The sequence below is a fragment of the Neoasaia chiangmaiensis genome (genome assembly GCF_002005465.1).
Lineage (GTDB): Bacteria > Pseudomonadota > Alphaproteobacteria > Acetobacterales > Acetobacteraceae > Neoasaia > Neoasaia chiangmaiensis.
In genome coordinates this window covers 2,074,249-2,088,294 of the sequence record NZ_CP014691.1, presented here as the reverse complement: position 1 = coordinate 2,088,294, position 14,046 = coordinate 2,074,249, and the positions used below count along the sequence as shown (strand labels likewise).

The window sequence follows — 14,046 nt, the reverse complement described above, 5'->3', positions numbered from 1 at the left end:
TGTCCAAGTTTTTCCTTTAGCGGCACAGTGCATTCGATCAGGCGCTTGTGCGCTTCGGGCGGTTTGCATCGCCCGTACCGAGACGGCGCGGGCGTCTTCAGTCCTCACTCAGGTTCGAGCGCAGGCGGCCGGGTGCACGCATTTCCGGTGGCGCAGTCATCGTGACACGCGGACGCGGGCCAGCCATCGAGCGATGAACGGCGTGATCTGTGAGTATGCCAATCCGCCGGTGGTAGATGGCCAGCCCCTTATGCCTGGGGGCATTTACAACTGCAGGTGCTACCAGGTGCCGATCCTTGACGGAGACGACTGACTGATGGCGATCACGTTCAAAAGCCCCGTCATCCTTACCATTGGCGCCTTGGCGGAGGACATGAGCATCGGCGAGTTGCGTGCAAAGTTACTCGCGATCGGCATAGTTCTTCAGGAGGCGCGGATCGAAACCGTGCCGTGCTGTGAAGACGTCCCGTCCGATGACCGCTGGGCAGTTCATTAAAGTCCGACCAGCTTCAAATCCGGCGGTGTGATGTCATCCGCGCCTTCGGGCCAGTCTTCCTTGGTCACGCTACCCTTCACCAGCGTCAGCATCGCCGCCGCCCGTTCATCGTTCGGGGCGGCAGACTTCAGAATGCGCCACCACTGAACGACCAGCCACGCCGCTGAATATTCCGGCGACTGCCGCATCATCAGCAGCGGCTCAAGCGCGCCGCAATCGGCATTCTCATACGCCGTCATGCGTAGTTCATCGACCACCCAACCGATATCGATCGGTTCAGGATTATTGCCTGTGCTCAAACATATCTCCACGCTGGACTTCGCGCCTAATCGTGGCGCGGATATCTATTCCGTGCAGAGAATAGGCGAAACGCGAGAGCGATTGCCAGATGGTTCTCTGCTCTGCCGCAATGTGCCGATCGCGCGACTGGGTCAGATGACCTACGACCAGAGCGAACTACCTGCAGAGCCTGCGAAGGACGGCACAATCACGGTTCACCGTGACGCCGAGACCCTGTTCCACCCGGATGCCATCTCCTCGTTTGAGGGGGTGCCCGTCACGCTCAATCACCCGCCGGGTGTGATGCTGAATCCGGACAACTACCAGGCATTTTCGCGCGGAACGCTGACACATCTCCGACGCGGCGAAGGCGAGCATCAGGACACGCTTGCGCGTCCTTGGCCCCTTGGGACTCGTGTATGAAGCGTTCCACCCTACATCAGCCAATACAAATGAGGGTGCTGCGATCTCGCGCCTTAGGGCGCAAGGACGGATCGGCTCTCTCCCGCAAGGAGAGGTTTTGTCGCGCGAGCAGATGGCGCTCAACTTCTTCCAGAAAACACTGGGCCTTACCCGGGAGCAAGCCGCGGGCATCGTTGCAAGCGGGGTCCAAGAGAGCGGCCTAAACGAAGGACGGCGCGGAGACGGCGGCAAGGCATTTGGCGTATTCCAATGGCATCAAGCGCGCGCCGACGATATTCTGCGTCGGTTCGGAATTGATGTGCGAACAGCGCCATTCACGGAGCAGTTGAGGGCTGCCGCTCTAGAAATGCAGCAGGGGGGAGACCCTGGCGCGCGTAACGCGCTCGCTATGCTGCGCAGCGCTCAAGACTTTGCTCAGTCCTCGTCGATTTTCAGCGACCAGTTCGAGCGGCCAGCCAATCGCTTCGGCACAGAAGAGTCCAACCGTGCCGCCATTGCAGCGGATATTCTTTCTCGCAATCCGTCCTACGCCACACAGAACAACGACAACTCGGCGATCCACAACAATGCCACCGTGAACGTCACCGTGCATGGCAATGCTGACAAGCAGGGCATCAAGGATGGGATATCTGACCACGCCTTCAAGATGCCAGCTCAACTTGAGCTATCGTACGGATGGTCAAACGCCAGCATGCAGGCGCTGGCGGATGTTGCCGACGACTTTGCTGACAGCAGTTCTCTGCAAAATCTTGGCGAGGGGTATGTCCGCAAAGTTTATGATGCATTGCTGGCACTTCAGAAGAGGCGAGAGCTATGCACGATCGTGACGATGAAACATCTCTACAAAAACATGATCATCACGAGCGTGGCCACCGAAACGACGCCCGAGAGTGCATATTCGATGTTCGTCACCGCAACCTGCCAAGAGGTGCTGATGGCAAGAAGTGTGACAGCGAATGCAAGCGCTTCATCGAACTTGTCAGACGCTTCTACTCAGGCAACGCCGGCCAACACCCAGTCAGTTTTATACATGGGTACAAAGCAACTCACGCCCGTGAACGACCCATCGTTAAGCGAAACCTACTCGAAATGGGCGGGCATGATAGGATTGAAGTGAGATTCAATTTCTACTCTTGGTTGACAGAAAACGAATGCGTTCTTTCCATGCGCCCATTTGAATCTATTTTGCCAGCAATCTGATCGTCAGACCAGGTAGATCGAGCGTCCGCTTCCGCCGCGCTATTAATAAAATCTTGCCCGCCGGCTGATGATAATACTCGGCATTCTCTCGCGCGCCACAAGCCGTGTTCCCCTCTCACCATGCGACAGGACGTTTTGACAAACCCTGTTTTGTTGTCCTCGAGTTCTGACTCAGGGTAGATCGGACCCACTGGCTTCCCTTCGACCTCTTGATTGGATTCTGGTTGAGTAGGAGGGGCAACATTTGCGGCGGACCCACGAACTGCATTAGCAATGCACAAGTCGAGAGAGGTATAATAAAGAGCAAATCCCTGGCGTTTTGCAGATGCTTCGCAGCGTGCCTGAATGGCAATTGGTATTTCTTGCCAATTTTCGGTCAAATCCTCTTTCGACATTGCCTCGTAGTTTCCGCAAATCTGTTTCTGATTTGCAGTCGGCATGGAGCCGCAAGCAGCGACATAATCGACTTCAGGCAAAGACGAAGACGACCAAGGAACCGCCACCCCTGATGGCATCCGCATCGCGTCAACGATTGGGTCCCCCGTTACGGAGTTCCGAGCGGAATAATACTCCGGTGGGATCATATTTGGCGGTAAGGTTGATATCGACGGGCCGTCCATCGGTGGCACAGGCGCATATGGCCACTCTTGAGCCTCGGACGAGGTCGCGAACAGCAGCGCACACGTCAGTAGTATTCTTCGCATTTCGCCTCCGGAGTCACCATATTGATCTTCGTTTCCATTCGGAAATACAGTCAGACATCGATCTTATATGCCGGGACCGTGCTCGAATTCTACTGAGCTTGCTGCAATTCGGCGAGACATTTCCTCTCTAGCGCTCCCGTCAACCCAAACCGAAGAGCGTTAAGAGAGCGTAACGAGAGCAGATAGAACGCAGATCGAGCGCTCGGTCTGTACTATCTGCCCCCTCCCCACCAAAAGGACCCCACATGACCGACGAGAACTTCGAGCTATGGCTGGCGAAAGAGAAGCGGGTGTCTGCCGATGCGCGGTATGCGGAAGCGGTGACGACGCTTGAGCGGGTTAAGTCGCGCGCTTCTGCGTTTTTGGGATGGACCCTCACGCTGGGTAGCGCGTCGACGGCGTATGCGCTGCATGGTGAGGGATATTGGATCGCGGCAGCATGCGCCGCCGTATTCTTCGGAGCGGCAGCGGTTCAGAGTTTCCGCGTTCTCTATTCCACGAAGTGGCTATCCAAGAACGCATCGCCTGATGGGCTTGACGAGGTTCTCCGTGGCATGACGCCGCAAACAGAGGCGAACGGCACGTTATGGCTTGCGCACGCCAGCAATGCCGCCACTGAGAAGAATATAGGCTACGTCATTCACGATCAGGCGCTGTTGCGACAATCCTGGAAACTGGCCTTATCGGGCGCTCTACTCTCTGCCCTTGTCGGCATCGCCACTTCGCAGCCGCTTCGCCAGGTCTTCTGGCATATGATCGAAGGCCATTTGCCGGGTCTTTGAAAGCCTGTTCTGGAACTCTTCAGCAGAAGGCGGTTTGGCTGCCTTGTTGGAGTCATCCTTCGGCTCAGGCTTCTTCTCATCGCTCATTACGCCACAGGATCAGTACGGGCGGAGTCGGGTCAATGTGGGGACGATAGGTGATCAGGCGTCGCACAGTTCCTCATCCTGCCCGATCTCGGCAAAGCTGCGAATGGGCACCGCATGGTCAGGAAAACGCGCTACGATCTCCAACTCGCCGCCCATCGCCTGGATGTAGCTTCGGAGGGTGCTGACATACATGTCTGCGCGCTTTTCCATCTTTGCGACGGATGCTTGGTTGACGCCCAGAAGTTCAGCAATCTGCTTCTGCGACAGGACATGTGCTTTACGAAGCTCTGCGAGGTCCATGGCGTCTGACATCGCGCGGGCTTTGACGGACGCACGTTCGCGGGCTGTCGGCGTGAGTTTCGCGCCGAGCGATGCGAGTGTCTTGCGTTTGGTCATATCAGCTTCTCCCTTCTTAACTCGGAGAGATGCGCGTCATACAAATCATCGGCAACCGGGATCATCTGGCTATAAAAGCGGTCGTTCCCTACCTTTCCGCCCCCTATCAACAGAATGGCGGCGCGGCGAGGATCGAACGCGTAGAATACCCGGATAGGTAGGCCGCCGCTCTGGATCCGTAATTCACGCATATGGTCATGACGGGAACCGCTGACACCTGAACACATCGGAAAGCGCAGGCTTGGCCCGCGCTCCTCCAGTAACAGGCCTGACGCGTAGACGTCTTCCTGTTCTTTCTCAGATAGCGAATCAAACCACGCCTCGAATTCGTCAGTGTGCTCAACGACCCACGGCATAGTGCTTCTATATATTCCCTTGAGTGCATATTCAAGGGTTATCTGTCGGTAGGTCCGCGCGCGATGGCATATGGCCCTGACCTTTCCGACATCCGAGCACTGGTGCGCAAGCCGGGGCTGTGAGGGGTTGCATATGCTCGCTCACGGTTAGCTATCGGTAGCTAGCTGGCGTCGCGCGAAGACGCGATTAGCGCATTTCTAATCGCAATACTCAGAGCGACCCGGTCTTCGTCGCTTATCGCATTCCACGCATCAATAATCTCGGAGCTAGTTGCTATGCCACTCCTATTATCTTGGCGGGGCAGCATCTGATGCGAGGGCGGCGTCCATGACGAAGCTACAGGTGCATGATCAACGATTCTCTCTGCCACCGACAAAATGGCAGCCCTCTCCTTGTAGTTCATTTCACGCCACAGCCCGATCAAGGACATCTCTTCTTGAGTAAAACTTCCATCCATTGGCAGTGAGTTCACTTGCGGTCGGACAAGTGACTCTACAAGACGCTGCACAATCTCGGCATTGACCGATTGTGGGCGCTTAGCCGCTTCCACACGCAAGGTGTGAAGGAGATCTTCACCAAGTCGGATTGTGATCGAGGCGCGTTTCAGGTCTTGCATGAGTGCATAATATCCAACAGCACGAAAATATCTATTGCGCACTCCAAGAGTGCTGTGCATTATGGCTTTGCACTCTTGGAGTGCGAATTGGAGAAGCCATGAAAGACACAACAAGCATCACCTTTCGGCTCGAAAGGTCAATAATCCGCGCCTTGAAAATTCGTGGCGTCATGAATGACCGGTCAGCGAACGGAGAAATCTCAGCAATCTTGCGGGAAATTCTGAAGCCAGAAACGACGTCGGGGCCAAGCTTGGCGGCAAACCCCGACGCCTTTCAACAGTAATCTGGAGAAAACTGCGATGAACGCGGATAGCACACCCGCCCCCAGTGGGGCAATCAATGATCCGACCTACGAAGGTTACATCATCACTCTAGGCCGTGCGGAACTACTCGCGGAATGCCGCAAACAGGCTTTGCGTATTGGATACGCCTTCGAGATCGCGGACGCTGTTCTTTCCGATCCAGAAGCCGGCATCGAAGAACGCAAGATCGCCTGGGAGTTTAGAGACGCGTTGGAATCTCGTTTCTCTGAAGATACTGCATGGCTAACGCAACTTGATCGAGAGCAGAATAAGACGGTTCATCTGCGCGAACTCTCTTCGGGCGCGGGAGACGTGGCATGACCCAGATCATTATCAACGCCCGTGCCGTGAACGTCGTGGAGTATCAGGCCCAACGCGTCATCACTTTTGAGATGATTGATACACTCCATCAACGCCCTGCGGGAACAGCGGGGCGTAACTTTCGCGAAAACCGCAGCCACTTCGTTGAGGCCGAGGATTTCTTTGAACTGACTTCCGACGAAATTCGTCGGCAGTCGCTTGCACAGGCTTTTAAGCCTCGGACCCCAAAGGGAATAATTCTCACCGCGTCCGGCTATGCCATGCTGGCGAAATCACTGACCGACGATCTCTCATGGCAAGTCCAGCGGCAGTTGGTCCGCAGCTATTTCCGCGCGAAGGAAGATGCCAGGAAGTCGTCAGGTCTGCCGTCCATCGAGAAAGAGGCCCTTGCTCGTGCCGCACTTCTTCGCAAGGCGATTGCACTCCATGGCTCATTGCTCGCCTACAACAAGCGTGAGGGAATGGACCTCACGCAGGCGCGCCTAAAGGCGAATGCTCAAGTTCGCGAGCAAATGCAGATTGATCTCCCGAAGGAGTGCGGGTGGCAGCCCCAGCCGATCAGTGTCCAGCCGAGGAAAGCATTCACAACGAGCACAGATGCAAGTCGATTGACGCCTCTCACTGCCGCGATGACGGTTGGGAGGAAATAGAGCGCGGCGGCAATTGTGAGCAAAGTCAGCAAGGCGTGGCTTCCGTCATTGTGCGGCCCCAGACGAAGTCTTTATTTCGTCGTTAGAACCAGTGGAACCCTTTGGCTACTATACCAGCGAGTATCGCAAATGCTGCGACGCCGGCGCTAAGCAGCCAGAGCGCGACCTTGATACCTTCATGGCGAACGGCCTTGAACTCAGAGGCCATTTCTTTGCGCAGATCACGCGTCTCTACCCGGAATTCGCGCATATCAGTCCGGATCTCCTTGAGGGTATCAAGGACCGCGTCCATTTTCGTCTCAAGCTTTACGATGCGTGGCTCCATATCTGAATCATATGGGCCACTGCCATCTGGTGGCAAGGTGTTTCCACCTCCCGTACCAAGGCCTGAATCGTTAGCTGCCCGCGCCTTCGGGCCAGGTGGAAAAATCCTCACAAGGTGACCGCTGTTAGACTCTGGGGCACTCATCTCTCAGCCCCATCCTTTTGATCGGCCTTTTCCGTGCTGCTCTGCACAAATACTTCTATTTGCTGCGCCAATAGCCGCATCAGCGTCGCCGCCCATTTGAACGGCGTGACGAACCCCAGAGCGCCAAAGTATGGGTGATTGAAGATTAGCAGCGAACCGCCTTTGTCGGGGACGGCGGCCGAAAACCATCTAGGGTCTTCGACTACATGTGCAACTTGCTCCTCGGGTGGTGGAACCTCCTCACCCTCTTCAAGCTGCCGACGCGCGCGTGCGTAATGCCACAAGACAGCCGTCAATTGGTCCTTTGTGAGGTCGTCGCTCCAATTGGTGACGAGCCCTTGCTTGATACCAATCCGTGCTGTCTTATTTTCCTTATTGACCTCGTATTCAAAGCCGTCAGGACCATTGCCGGGGCCCATGTCACGGATTTCCATCATCCCCTCCTCGCACACTCGCTTGGATACCAAGCCAGCACTTGAGGATTCGGGTCAATCATTCCCAATGGCACGCACGACATTGCATGCTCTTAATCAGATAATCGGAGGCGTGCCTGCTCGTGGGGTTTCCAATCCCGCCTTCGCGAGAGCAGTCTCCATCATGTCCACAACTGCCCCGCGATTTGTCGATTTCGTGCTTCGCCACACATCTAGGAGAAACTCGATCTCGGGCCAGAGCACATCGATGTATTCTCGGTTGAAGGAGCGCTCGTATCCATTCCGAAAGAAATAAGACGGGTGTTGTTGAACGAAGTCTAGAATCTCGTCTTCTTCAAAAGTTGGGTGTGTCTCCGGTGTGCGCGCCATATTTAATGCGCGAATCCCCTCATTCACATCCCAAAAATCTCTCCAATCGGCACTGTCACAGCCCTCTGGGGCGTTTTTATACTCCACAACAGTCCTGTCAGCCATATCAAGCACTGCTCGCTCAATGACTTTAGTGATTGTTTGGCCCTTCAGTCTTGCGACAAACTCTAGGGCAAACCGCATTTTCGGGTCGAGACGAATAGTCAGGCTCTCAGATTTTGACACCTTCTTCTGACTTCGCTGGTTTGCCACGCTGTATCCTCGAATCTGCAATTTCAATAATCATTAAACGCACAGCATTTTCCATGCAAATCTTGCTTGACGCAGCGCAATGCATTGCTTCATAAACGCAATGCACATTCAGTGCATATGCGAATGACGGAGTGCATAGTGTCTCGCGCTACACCTAAATACCCCCGGAAAAGGCCTGCCGGGTCATTCAGTCGCCTCATTGTGGAAATGCCCAACGATGAAGTCTTTCTGATCGACCATTGGGGAATAAAGGCAGGGATGCCGTCTAGAACCGCGGCAATAAGACATCTCATCCAGAAAGGTCTGGAAAAGGAAAAGGCGTCGGGGAACGGCCTGCAAGCAACCCCCGACGCCTCTGCACAATGAAACCTGTGAGGAAATCACCGCAATGACCCTTACTATCAAAAGAGCCTCGTCCCCGGCAACACAAAACGGACCGTCAGTTGTCGGCAACGAACTCACCATCCTATCGACCTCGATCCGACAGGATGCCGAAGGCCGCTATAGCTTAAACGATTGTCACAGAGCTTCCGGCGGCGATCCGAATAAAGCGCCTTCTGAATGGGTGAAGAACGCCCAGACAAAAGCTCTGGTGGCAGAATTGAGCCAGTCGGGGAATTTCCCGAGTGAGCAATTTCAACCACTTAAGGTCATCAATGGCGGGAAAACACCAGGAACGTTTGGACATCGTTTGCTCGTATATGCCTATGGTGAATGGATAAGCGCATCGTTCCACCTCGCTGTGCTGGACGCATTCGATGCGATGGTGACCGGCAAGATCATGTTGCCCAAGTCACGTTCCCGCCGCCCCAGCCCGCTGTCTGCCTTCAAGACTGGTCACGGCATTGCACTGCTGATGGGTATGGACACCACGCAGGCTGGCCTCTACGGCGCGCGCTATTGCGAAAAGAAATGCGGTGAGAACCCTCTCGAAATTATGGGTATTACCTATCAGCCGGCCGTCGAGCAGGTCACCTACCTTCTCGCAACTGAGGTTGGAGAGCGTTTAAGCCTCGGTTCCGGGCGCTCCGCCGCGATGGCTGCGAACAAGCTGATATTCCACCACGGCTACCAGGAAAAAGATGATCGTGGACATTGGCAGCCAACGAAGAAAGGTGCGCCATTTGCCAAGCTGGATGAGACCAATCGCCAGCACTCTGCAGGGACAGCGCAGGCGTGGCACTGGCATCCGAGCTTGGTTGACGCCCTCCGCGCAGACATGGCGACAGAAGGATCAGTGGTCCCTTTCGCCAAGACGCCGGAGGCAGTGTCATGAACGCGCTGGCCCTTCTCTCGACGGATGCAGTCCCGGACGACTTCGACGAGATCGACTGGCTGTCACGCGCAAAGATCGTCGAGGACCGGCTGCGGCATGCACCGGAGCAAGCAAACGTCGCGAACTGCGAGCGCAGCCTTTATGGCGCGGCGGTGATCATCTCCCGCCTCTGGAAGCAGACTCAAGCGATCAAGGCCGATCCGGAAATTGCGAAAACGATGCCGCGAGAGGAATACGGGGATCTCCTGCCGAGGATGGAGGCGTCTCTCGCTACCCTGCGGAAGCGGAAGCAACGCAACTCGTTTGATGCGTGTGCCGACGTCCTCGAGCGTCGCAACCGCGTGCGAAAGACGCGCCGTCTCGAACATGCGTAACAGGAGCCGCCCTTCGGGGCGGCTTTTCCTGAATGCTTCGGGCGCGCCGGCTAATGCGTCTGCGCAGGGCCTTCGTCCGGCTCAAATGGCTCGTCCTCATCCCGATCGGGCGCTGGCTTGGGCGGTGGTTCGTCCATGGGTGGGAATGGCGGCGGCGCAAACGGCTTGTGAGCGCAGTCTGCCATCATTCTGATCATGATATCCTCCCTTCAATTGCCTCCGGGGCAATGAATCACGCAGATGGCGGGTTGCATGGTGCATTGCAAAATCTTGCCACTTTGCGGCGAGATGCCATATTCTCTGGGGGCGTTACACGAAAACGGGGGAGATCGTATCAATGTCCGGTGTGCTGGAGTTCTACAAAAGCCTCGCGATGGCGCGCTTCTATGCCGCGCAGCATAGGCAGCAAAAAGCGCCCTCAGTCACGCGACGTGTTGTTGAGCAAACGAAGGCGACCGTGAAGGCCTCCGTTCATAAGGCCGCTGATGCTATGGACGCGATGGGCGGCAATGACCGGCTGAAGATGGGGTGAAAGCGCGGCCCACCTTTGACCTGAAAATATGGGTCTAGGGTTGACAACTCGGGTGCCCGCATGACGTTCTGCGCAAGCGTAGTGTTCTACGGGCGGAAGCAACGGAAGAATCCTACGTTTGACACAGGAGATCATGATGCGGAAACAGATAGAACGTGGCGGCTTTGGCCGCCTTTTTGTGTCTGCTGTTGCGGACATGTTTTCTTTAGGTGGCCCTCCGAGAGCATACCCTTCCACATCAGCAGACGAAATCTCGCGCGCCGCTTGGGACCAAACAGGGAAAGCTATGCGCGATGCGCTGAAGAGCCAAGAGGCCAGCGACCGAACCCGCCTCTGTGTCTGATAATGAAATAGAAGAGTATCAGTCTCCTTTGGGGGACTACGAGGCAGCGCCACGCCTTTCAACTGAAGGACCAGGTCAGCGGCAGAGAGATGTGCGCGCTACGCAGCAAATCACGCAGCAGCATCTCTTCGTTAAGGCGCATCGCGGTCCGCTGCCGCAGGCAAGCGAGCTAAAAGCTTACGCAGATATCGACCCCGCCATTGCAAGCGCCATTGTAGCGATGGCACGCGAGAACAACACGACGCAGAATGTTACTGTTCGGCGGGAACAGATTTTTGCCCTTGCAAGAGATTTGGCGTCGGTATTGGCGGCTCTTATTTTTGGTCTAGCCGCGCTGTATGGCGCCGTTACTGCGGCAGATCATGATCATCCTACAACCGCAGGTATCTTGGCGACCACAACGCTGACCATAGGATTCGGCGCTCTCTTGCTGCGTCGAATCGTGAAGTCAGAGCGAAGCGATCATTCAAGTCAGAAAACGGGGCGCTCCACAAACGGCGAAGAAGCATAGTGGCCGCGGGCCAGCTTCAATGCACCGTATCCATCCGCCCGCGCAGTTCCATCTCCCGCAGGAGCGCCCTCACCTCCAGCCAGAAACACGCGCGGTCGACATCGTTGATTGCAATGAAGTGCTGAGCCTGGCGTAGAGCGGCCTCGTCAGCATCCGCACCAAACAAGCGTTGCATCTGCTCGGCACCCTTCTCCGGGTCGGCGGCGATGCGGTCGAGGCTGAATTCGTGGACGGTCATGATGGCTGCCTGGGCACTCGTTGGCGCGAATGAGCAAGAGATTTCTGCCTAACATATTCAAGGACTTTGAAACAGAAGTCGGCTTTGGCGATAATGCCATGAATGAGCCAATACGCATGCTCGTTGCTGAGCAACCTGGCGGTTGCCCCCGCATGCAGACGGATTAAATCATCCGCGACCTCAGCGGGATGACGTCCGAAGTCTTTGTTAGAGAGATTCGGGCGAGCGATGCTCGACGATGCAGCGTTCTTCAGAGCGTTGACCGACATGACAACCATTGAGGACAGGTAGCATTCTGCATGACATGGCTGTCATGATACACTGCCGAACTGAATTTTGCGAGGTTCCCATCTCGGCCGATTAAGCATTAAGGAATCGGCCATGCAATCTCCACTTGTACGCGTGCACAAATAAGCGTATTGGTCGATTAAATCCCCAAAATTGCGCTGAGATCCATGGCGACAACCTTCTATGAAGTCCCGCTATCAGGCGCGCCGCAGACGTTCTCTGCCAGCATCAATGGCACGACATACAACCTGCGCTTCACTTACCAGAACGTGGACCAGGGCGGCTGGGTGCTCGACATCGCCGATGCGTCGGGAAACGCGATTGTCCAGGGCATCCCGCTTGTAACCGGCGCAGACCTACTGGCTCAGTATGGTTACCTCGGGCTTGGCGCCGGCTTGTTCGTCACGACGGACGGCGACCCCGATGCGGTGCCGACCTTCGACAATCTTGGCACCACCTCTCACCTTTATGTGGCGATAACTACGTGAGCCGAAAGTTTATCCGTACCTGCTCGCTCGTTGCGGCAAATGGGAATGGCGGCACCGTCGACTTGTCTCAACTGCGCATAACCTTCAGCGTCGTGCATGGAGTAGTCTCGACGCCCAAGACCCTACGGGCTCGCGTTTATAATCTGTCCGATGATAGCGCGGCACTGATAAAGGCCCAATATAACAAGGCGGTCTCGCTGTCCGTTGGCTACAACGGCAAGAGCGACCTCCTGTTCTCCGGCGACATCCGTCAGTTCCGTTTCGGCCGTGAAAGCCCTGTAGACACATACCTCGATATTCTCGCGGTCACGAATGACGACTGGTATGCCGAAGCTGGAATGAACCAATCTCTTGCCGAGGGCTGGACGCATGCGGACGTGGCGCATGCGATCGCGCAGGCTGCGAGCGACGACGGTATTACGGTGGGGACAATTCCTGCCGTTCCCGGATCCGGCGGCCGCCCCAAGGTTATATACGGGCACGCCCGTGATGCACTGCGAACGGTAGCCGCCAATGTTTCGGCCTTCGGTCGATGCGATGGCTCGACGATCAATTTCTTTCAGCCGGCCAAAAAGTCCGCAAGTTCCAACGCGACCTCGGCAATTCATCTGTCGCCGACGACAGGCCTAGTCGGAATCCCGATGCAGACCGAGGGGGGTGTTCAGGCGACTTGCCTGCTCGACCCTCGAATGGTCCCAGACGCCGTAGTCGCCATCTACTCTCGCAACGACACAGGCCATAAAACGACTATCGCACAAGAAGAGGTCGACCCTGGTGTCGGCGTCAACGGCGGAAACTACACGGTCAACGCTGATGGCACTGCGTCGGTAGCGGGCTTGTCGGCGACGGGGCAATACCGCGTGGCCTATGCTGAACATATGGGAGACACCCGCGGTAATGACTGGCTCACCACCATCATGGCGATCGACGTCGATTCCTCGGCCGTAACCAGTCAGGCGGCCATATCAGCAACGAGTTAATGCTATGGATATCCGCGAGCGATTCTTCGACAAAGACCAAAATCTTGTCGACTCATTGCATGGCCTTCAGGCCCGCATGTGGACCGCCCTTCCCGGGGTCATACAAAGCGTCTCGTTCGAGAACGGCGCTCCGTTCGCTTCTGTGCAGCCTGCTGTCAAAGGAAGATTTGTCAACGACGACCTGACAATTGCTTGGCACGACCTGCCTCTTTTGCCTCATTGCCCAATTCACTTTGCGCGGGGCGGCGGCTTTTCACTGACATTCCCAGTCAATGAGGGGGACGAATGCTTGCTCGTCTTCGCATCCCGCTCGCTGGATGAATGGTTTAGAAATGGAGAGGCGCAGCCAGCCTACGACCTTCGCCAACACGACCTCTCAGACGGAATCGCCCTTGTCGGGCTGACCAGCGCCGCACGCCCGCTTGCAAACATCAGTCAGGCCAGTGCCCAGCTTCGCTCCGACGATGGCCAGACGGTCATCGACGTCAAAAGCGGCTCGATCACGATGACGGTGGGCGGATGCAGGATGCAACTGACGTCGTCGGGCCTGGCAGTAACGGGCGGAAAGATCACGTCGGACACTGACGTTCAGGCCGGACCGATCTCGCTCACCTCGCATATTCACCCCGGCGTGCAGACCGGCAGCGGGACCACCCAGAAACCGGAATAGACCATGCGTGTGCGGATGATGGATGCGAACGGCGACATGCAGTTCGGCACAGGCCAGGCCGCATTCCAGCAGAATACGCCAGCAGCGGTAGGTCAACTCGTTGAAACACGCCTCAAGCTCTGGCTTGGCGAGTGGTTCGCTGACACGTCCGATGGCATGCCCTGGGCAACGCAGGTTCTCGGCCGGGGCACCACACCTACCTATGACG

24 protein-coding genes and 1 pseudogene are annotated in these 14,046 nt (G+C 56.2%); 15 read left to right on the top strand and 10 right to left on the bottom strand.

The genetic code is table 11. The features are described 5' to 3' along the window. The first annotated feature begins 31 nt into the window (after positions 1-31). Positions 32-313, top strand: a complete 282-nt coding sequence (locus A0U93_RS17130; protein WP_077807215.1) for a minor capsid protein — start codon at positions 32-34, stop codon at positions 311-313. A 3-nt stretch (positions 314-316) separates the two neighbouring features. Further along, on the top strand, positions 317-496 hold the full coding sequence (locus A0U93_RS09990; RefSeq protein WP_077807214.1) for a hypothetical protein: 180 nt from the start codon (positions 317-319) through the stop codon (positions 494-496). Here the strand turns inward: A0U93_RS09990 and A0U93_RS09985 are convergent. Beyond that, entirely contained in the window at positions 493-795 is a 303-nt protein-coding gene (locus tag A0U93_RS09985) for a hypothetical protein (RefSeq protein WP_169852741.1), read from the bottom strand. The two genes, A0U93_RS09990 and A0U93_RS09985, sit on opposite strands and share 4 nt — an antisense overlap. On the opposite strand from A0U93_RS09985, the gene A0U93_RS09980 reads away from it, so the two are divergent. Next, complete coding sequence (locus A0U93_RS09980) at positions 788-1,198, top strand: DUF2213 domain-containing protein (protein WP_169852740.1); 411 nt, start codon at positions 788-790, stop codon at positions 1,196-1,198. The genes A0U93_RS09985 and A0U93_RS09980 overlap by 8 nt on opposite strands. A 97-nt stretch (positions 1,199-1,295) precedes the next feature. After that, positions 1,296-2,315, top strand: a complete 1,020-nt coding sequence (locus tag A0U93_RS09975) for a phage tail tip lysozyme (RefSeq protein WP_147150847.1) — start codon at positions 1,296-1,298, stop codon at positions 2,313-2,315. Positions 2,316-2,325: 10 nt separating this feature from the next. Here the strand turns inward: A0U93_RS09975 and A0U93_RS16200 are convergent, their stop codons facing one another. Then, the gene (locus A0U93_RS16200; protein ID WP_211274003.1) at positions 2,326-2,919 is read right to left on the bottom strand and encodes a hypothetical protein; all 594 of its coding nucleotides are present in this window, start codon (positions 2,917-2,919) and stop codon (positions 2,326-2,328) included. Positions 2,920-3,347: 428 nt separating this feature from the next. Here A0U93_RS16200 and A0U93_RS09970 point away from each other — a divergent pair, with 428 nt between their 5' ends. Beyond that, positions 3,348-3,884: a hypothetical protein gene (locus A0U93_RS09970; protein WP_077807210.1), complete on the top strand. Its 537-nt coding sequence runs from the start codon at positions 3,348-3,350 to the stop codon at positions 3,882-3,884. 141 nt (positions 3,885-4,025) lie between these two features. On the opposite strand, the gene A0U93_RS09965 is transcribed toward A0U93_RS09970, so the two are convergent. The 3 genes from A0U93_RS09965 to A0U93_RS09955 form a co-directional block, all read right to left on the bottom strand. Continuing rightward, positions 4,026-4,367: an XRE family transcriptional regulator gene (locus A0U93_RS09965; RefSeq protein ID WP_077807209.1), complete on the bottom strand. Its 342-nt coding sequence runs from the start codon at positions 4,365-4,367 to the stop codon at positions 4,026-4,028. Continuing rightward, positions 4,364-4,723, bottom strand: a complete 360-nt coding sequence (locus A0U93_RS09960; RefSeq protein ID WP_077807208.1) for a type II toxin-antitoxin system RelE/ParE family toxin — start codon at positions 4,721-4,723, stop codon at positions 4,364-4,366. The genes A0U93_RS09965 and A0U93_RS09960 overlap by 4 nt, the downstream gene beginning before the upstream one ends. A gap of 161 nt (positions 4,724-4,884) precedes the next feature. Continuing rightward, positions 4,885-5,400 carry a hypothetical protein gene (locus A0U93_RS09955; protein WP_211274002.1) on the bottom strand — a complete coding sequence of 172 codons (516 nt, stop codon included), beginning with the start codon at positions 5,398-5,400 and terminating at the stop codon, positions 4,885-4,887. Between the two features lie 240 nt (positions 5,401-5,640). On the opposite strand from A0U93_RS09955, the gene A0U93_RS09945 reads away from it, so the two are divergent. Further along, entirely contained in the window at positions 5,641-5,964 is a 324-nt protein-coding gene (locus A0U93_RS09945) for a hypothetical protein (RefSeq protein WP_077807205.1), read from the top strand. Beyond that, positions 5,961-6,227, top strand: a pseudogene (locus A0U93_RS16975) (ORF6N domain-containing protein); the annotation flags it as partial. The gene A0U93_RS09945 and the pseudogene A0U93_RS16975, both read left to right, overlap by 4 nt. 233 nt (positions 6,228-6,460) lie before the next feature. Here A0U93_RS16975 and A0U93_RS16805 read toward each other — a convergent pair. Then, positions 6,461-6,586, bottom strand: a complete 126-nt coding sequence (locus A0U93_RS16805; protein ID WP_245825185.1) for a superinfection immunity protein — start codon at positions 6,584-6,586, stop codon at positions 6,461-6,463. Positions 6,587-6,792: 206 nt separating this feature from the next. Here A0U93_RS16805 and A0U93_RS16455 point away from each other — a divergent pair, with 206 nt between their 5' ends. Continuing rightward, positions 6,793-6,945, top strand: coding sequence for a hypothetical protein (locus A0U93_RS16455; RefSeq protein WP_169852738.1), 153 nt, complete (start codon positions 6,793-6,795; stop codon positions 6,943-6,945). Between the two features lie 134 nt (positions 6,946-7,079). On the opposite strand, the gene A0U93_RS09925 is transcribed toward A0U93_RS16455, so the two are convergent. Together A0U93_RS09925 and A0U93_RS09920 are read right to left on the bottom strand one after the other, a co-directional pair. Next, a complete protein-coding gene (locus A0U93_RS09925; protein WP_147150849.1) occupies positions 7,080-7,520 on the bottom strand; it encodes a hypothetical protein in 441 nt (146 codons plus the stop codon). A gap of 93 nt (positions 7,521-7,613) precedes the next feature. Beyond that, the gene (locus A0U93_RS09920; RefSeq protein WP_147150851.1) at positions 7,614-8,138 is read right to left on the bottom strand and encodes a hypothetical protein; all 525 of its coding nucleotides are present in this window, start codon (positions 8,136-8,138) and stop codon (positions 7,614-7,616) included. 388 nt (positions 8,139-8,526) lie between these two features. Between A0U93_RS09920 and A0U93_RS09915 the strand changes: the two genes are divergently transcribed. Both A0U93_RS09915 and A0U93_RS09910 read left to right on the top strand, forming a co-directional pair. Continuing rightward, positions 8,527-9,414 (top strand): KilA-N domain-containing protein, encoded by an 888-nt coding sequence (locus A0U93_RS09915; protein WP_077807199.1) that lies wholly within the window; start codon positions 8,527-8,529, stop codon positions 9,412-9,414. After that, the gene (locus A0U93_RS09910) at positions 9,411-9,788 is read left to right on the top strand and encodes a hypothetical protein (RefSeq protein ID WP_077807198.1); all 378 of its coding nucleotides are present in this window, start codon (positions 9,411-9,413) and stop codon (positions 9,786-9,788) included. The genes A0U93_RS09915 and A0U93_RS09910 overlap by 4 nt, the downstream gene beginning before the upstream one ends. A 50-nt stretch (positions 9,789-9,838) precedes the next feature. Here A0U93_RS09910 and A0U93_RS16450 read toward each other — a convergent pair whose 3' ends face one another. Continuing rightward, positions 9,839-9,985 carry a hypothetical protein gene (locus A0U93_RS16450; protein WP_169852737.1) on the bottom strand — a complete coding sequence of 49 codons (147 nt, stop codon included), beginning with the start codon at positions 9,983-9,985 and terminating at the stop codon, positions 9,839-9,841. A 140-nt stretch (positions 9,986-10,125) separates the two neighbouring features. Between A0U93_RS16450 and A0U93_RS09905 the strand changes: the two genes are divergently transcribed. Together A0U93_RS09905 and A0U93_RS09900 are read left to right on the top strand one after the other, a co-directional pair. Continuing rightward, positions 10,126-10,320 (top strand): hypothetical protein, encoded by a 195-nt coding sequence (locus A0U93_RS09905; RefSeq protein ID WP_077807197.1) that lies wholly within the window; start codon positions 10,126-10,128, stop codon positions 10,318-10,320. Between the two features lie 335 nt (positions 10,321-10,655). Further along, positions 10,656-11,174 (top strand): hypothetical protein, encoded by a 519-nt coding sequence (locus tag A0U93_RS09900; RefSeq protein WP_147150853.1) that lies wholly within the window; start codon positions 10,656-10,658, stop codon positions 11,172-11,174. Between the two features lie 16 nt (positions 11,175-11,190). Here A0U93_RS09900 and A0U93_RS09895 read toward each other — a convergent pair whose 3' ends face one another. Beyond that, positions 11,191-11,412 (bottom strand): hypothetical protein, encoded by a 222-nt coding sequence (locus tag A0U93_RS09895; protein WP_077807195.1) that lies wholly within the window; start codon positions 11,410-11,412, stop codon positions 11,191-11,193. A 455-nt stretch (positions 11,413-11,867) separates the two neighbouring features. Here A0U93_RS09895 and A0U93_RS09885 point away from each other — a divergent pair, with 455 nt between their 5' ends. From A0U93_RS09885 to A0U93_RS09875, 3 genes are read left to right on the top strand one after another with little or no spacing between them, the layout of a single operon-like run. Further along, complete coding sequence (locus A0U93_RS09885) at positions 11,868-12,188, top strand: phage baseplate plug family protein (RefSeq protein WP_077807193.1); 321 nt, start codon at positions 11,868-11,870, stop codon at positions 12,186-12,188. Further along, positions 12,185-13,168, top strand: a complete 984-nt coding sequence (locus tag A0U93_RS09880; RefSeq protein WP_077807192.1) for a hypothetical protein — start codon at positions 12,185-12,187, stop codon at positions 13,166-13,168. Before A0U93_RS09885 ends, A0U93_RS09880 begins: the two co-directional genes overlap by 4 nt. Positions 13,169-13,172: 4 nt before the next feature. Next, positions 13,173-13,838 carry a Gp138 family membrane-puncturing spike protein gene (locus A0U93_RS09875; protein WP_077807191.1) on the top strand — a complete coding sequence of 222 codons (666 nt, stop codon included), beginning with the start codon at positions 13,173-13,175 and terminating at the stop codon, positions 13,836-13,838. Positions 13,839-14,046 lie beyond the last annotated feature (208 nt).